The organism is uncultured Campylobacter sp. (assembly GCF_937997465.1).
GTDB lineage: Bacteria > Campylobacterota > Campylobacteria > Campylobacterales > Campylobacteraceae > Campylobacter_A.
This window is the reverse complement of the sequence record NZ_CALKTQ010000022.1, coordinates 1-3,153: the sequence shown is the minus strand read 5'-3', so window position 1 is coordinate 3,153 and position 3,153 is coordinate 1. Positions and strand designations below refer to the sequence as shown.

The following is a 3,153-nucleotide window of genomic DNA, read 5'->3' as shown; positions in this document are numbered from 1 at the left end:
AAATTTTCATTTTTTAATTTCACTAAAGAAGCTTTAAAAGTAATCAAAGTTTATTGCCTTAAGGCGTAGAATTTAAACTCATAAATCAAATTTGCGTTTTACATGATCTCTAAATTTAAGCCGAAATTTGGCTCCAATAGATATAAAATTCCAGATTTTTCTGCATTTTTAGGGTTTTGGTTAAATGAAAGGTCTTAAAACACGAAGTTTTTAGCCGCGACTACGCCCGTAAAATTTGCCGTAGTTTTTACGGTGCGCTATAAATTTGATAAAGCAAGCAAGGCCAAATTTTGATTTCGGCCTTGCTTGTTAGCTTGCTCAGCGTCTTATTCTAGCTCTTTTGCGCCGATTTTTGATTTTTTGCTTAGGCGTTTTACGTAAACGATATAAAGCGCAGTGAGCAGGCCGACGGCGGCGAGTAGGGCGACAACGATGTGGCTAAACGCACTCTTGTCGTAGTTTTTGCCTAGATACCAGCCCACTGCTAGCAGTATGGCGACCCAGATGCCCGCACCAATAGTCGTGTAGAGGCTAAATTTAAAAAGGTTCATCTTAGCAAGACCCGCAGGCAGGCTGATGTACTGGCGGATGCCAGGGATCAGGCGGCAGTTAAAGGTCGAAATCTCGCCGTGCCTCTTGAAAAAGGCCTCAAATTTGCGCATTTTTACCTTCGTTATGCCGACGTATTTGCCGTATTTTAACACAAGCTCGCGCCCGAAAAAGTAGCATAGATAGTAGTTAAATACGGCTCCTGCGAGGCTGCCCGCCGTACCCGCGCACCACGCCAGAACTAGGCTCATTTGCCCTTGGTGCGCTAGATATCCCGCCGGGATCATCGCCACTTCGCTTGGAAACGGGAAAAACGAACTCTCTAAAAACATCATTAAAAATATGCCCGCATATCCCCACTCGCCGACGGTTTGGACGATAAAATTTATAAAATCGCCTAGCATTTTTCTCCTTAAATTTAAAATTATGATTTTAGCAAACTACGGTAAATTTTAGCTTTAGGCGGGCGTAATTTGGGGCTAGGGTCGTCTGCGGCGGTCAAATTTAACGGCGTTTCAGGCGAGTTTTAAATTTGATTGCAAGATAAATTTGCGAGATAAAGATTTGGGTTTTACCCGCACCTTTATAAGGTTTTGTGGAGGATTGTTGAGTTAAAAAAACGAGTCGTGGTCAAATTTGAGTTATAAATTTAACCGCGTCCGCTTGAGAGTCAAATTTGACGATAAAACCCAAATTCGACTTAACTTTTCGGCCGAGTTTAATCGACCTAAAATTGCAGCCTGCGCCAAAACGCAAGCCGCGTAAAATCAAAATACCGGCAGGATCGCTCCGTCATATCTTTTTAGGATAAATTCCTTTGTCTCGGGGCTTGTAGCGGCTTTAACGAGAGCTTTGATTTTCGGGCTGTTTTCGTTGCCCGCTTTGACCGCGATGATGTTGGCGTACGGGCTTTCAGTACCCTCGATAGCTAGCGAGTCTTTTTTAGGATTCATGCCGATATCAAGGACGAAATTTGTACTGATGGCGGCAAGGTCTACTTCATCTAGCGTGCGGGGTATCTGCGCGCCCTCAAGCTCGACGAAATTTAGGTGCTTTGGATTTTTCACTATATCTTTTGGCGTGGCGAGTTCTGCGCTTTTATCAAGCTCTATTAGGCCCGCTTTTTGCAGGATATTTAGCGCTCTGTTGCCGTTAGTAGGATCGTAGGCGATCGCGACTTTAGCGCCGTCTTTTAGCTCGCTTAGGCTCTTTATCTTTTTTGAGTAAAAGCCAAGCGGCTCGAGATGTATCGCCGCGGCAGTTATCAGGGTCGTACCTTTTGTTTCATTGTGATTTTTTAGATACGGCCAGTGTTGAAAGAAATTTGCGTCCAAATCACCGTCTTGCGTCGCTAAATTCGGGATCGAGTAGTCGTTTATCTCCTTGATGACTAGATCGTAGCCCTCTTTTGCTAGAGCGGGTTTGATAAACTCCATGATCTCTGCGTGAGGCACGGGCGAGACGGCTACTACGATAGTGTGATCTTTATCTGCTGCATAGAGGTTAAAGGCTAGCGCCAAACTTGCTAAAATTTTAAAAACTTTCATTATATTTTCCTTTTTTGTTTTGAAAAACGGCGCTAAAAAGGTAAAAGCTTTTACGCCGTTTTATTTTTTGGAGATTTTTCTCGACTATTTTTCTTTTTTGCCAAATTTGAGTCATAAAATTTAGGCAAAAAACGCCTGTTGCGATTTTAAAAACTAAATTTTACGATGGCAAATCGGTTAAATTTGACGCGATCAGAAGCTCGGTATAACCGCGCCTTGATAGCGCTTTATGATAAAGTCTTTAACCTCGGGAGTTAGTATGGCTTTATCTAGAGCCTTGATTTTCGGGTTATTTTCGTTACCGGCCTTGGTCGCTACGTAGTTGGTGTACGGACTATCCTTATCCTCGAGGATTAGCGCGTCTTTTGTCGGTTTGAGGCCAACGTCTAGGGCGTAGTTTACGTTGATAAACGCTAGCGCGACGTCATCTAAAGAGCGTGGCGTCTGTGCGGACTCCATCTCTTTAAATTTTAGATTTTTCGGATTTTCTATGATATCGAGCGGGGATTTGTATTCGCCCTCTTTAGCCTTTACGATACCGGCCTTTTCGAGCAAATTTATCGAGCGCGTCGAGTCTGCGGCGTTGTTTGAGATAGCTATGATATCGCCGTCTTTTAGCTCGTCTAGGCTTTTTATCTTTTTAGAATACGCGCCCATAGGCTCGACGTGAACGCCAACAGTCGGCACGATGTGAGTGCCTTTGTCCTTGTTAAACGACTTCATATACGGTAAGCCTTGGAAGTAGTTGGCGTCGAGTTCGCCGTTTTCGACGGCGATGTTTGGGATCACGTAGTCGTTAAAGATTTTGACGTCGAGCTTATAGCCCTCTTTTTCTAGGATCGGCTTTACGACCTCTTCTAAAATCTCGGCGTGAGGTACGGGAGATGCGCCTACGGTGATGGTTTTGTCGTTAGCATACAGGCCGCTAGCTAAAAGCGCGCCAAGAAGTATTTTTGAAAATTTCATTATTATTCCTTTTTTTGATAAAAAAACGGCGCTAAAAAGGTAAAAGCTTTTACGCCGTTTTGTTTTAAGAGCGGTCTCTAAACTAAATTTG

3 protein-coding genes are annotated in these 3,153 nt (G+C 43.5%); all 3 read right to left on the bottom strand.

Features of this window, described 5'->3' with window-relative positions; translation table 11 throughout:
* Positions 1-326: 326 nt before the first annotated feature.
* The gene (locus Q0546_RS00605; RefSeq protein ID WP_298789581.1) at positions 327-953 is read right to left on the bottom strand and encodes a DedA family protein; all 627 of its coding nucleotides are present in this window, start codon (positions 951-953) and stop codon (positions 327-329) included.
* Between the two features lie 363 nt (positions 954-1,316).
* Positions 1,317-2,096, bottom strand: a complete 780-nt coding sequence (locus Q0546_RS00600; RefSeq protein WP_298789579.1) for a MetQ/NlpA family ABC transporter substrate-binding protein — start codon at positions 2,094-2,096, stop codon at positions 1,317-1,319.
* 192 nt (positions 2,097-2,288) lie between these two features.
* The gene (locus tag Q0546_RS00595) at positions 2,289-3,062 is read right to left on the bottom strand and encodes a MetQ/NlpA family ABC transporter substrate-binding protein (RefSeq protein WP_298789577.1); all 774 of its coding nucleotides are present in this window, start codon (positions 3,060-3,062) and stop codon (positions 2,289-2,291) included.
* Between the last annotated feature and the right edge of the window lie 91 nt (positions 3,063-3,153).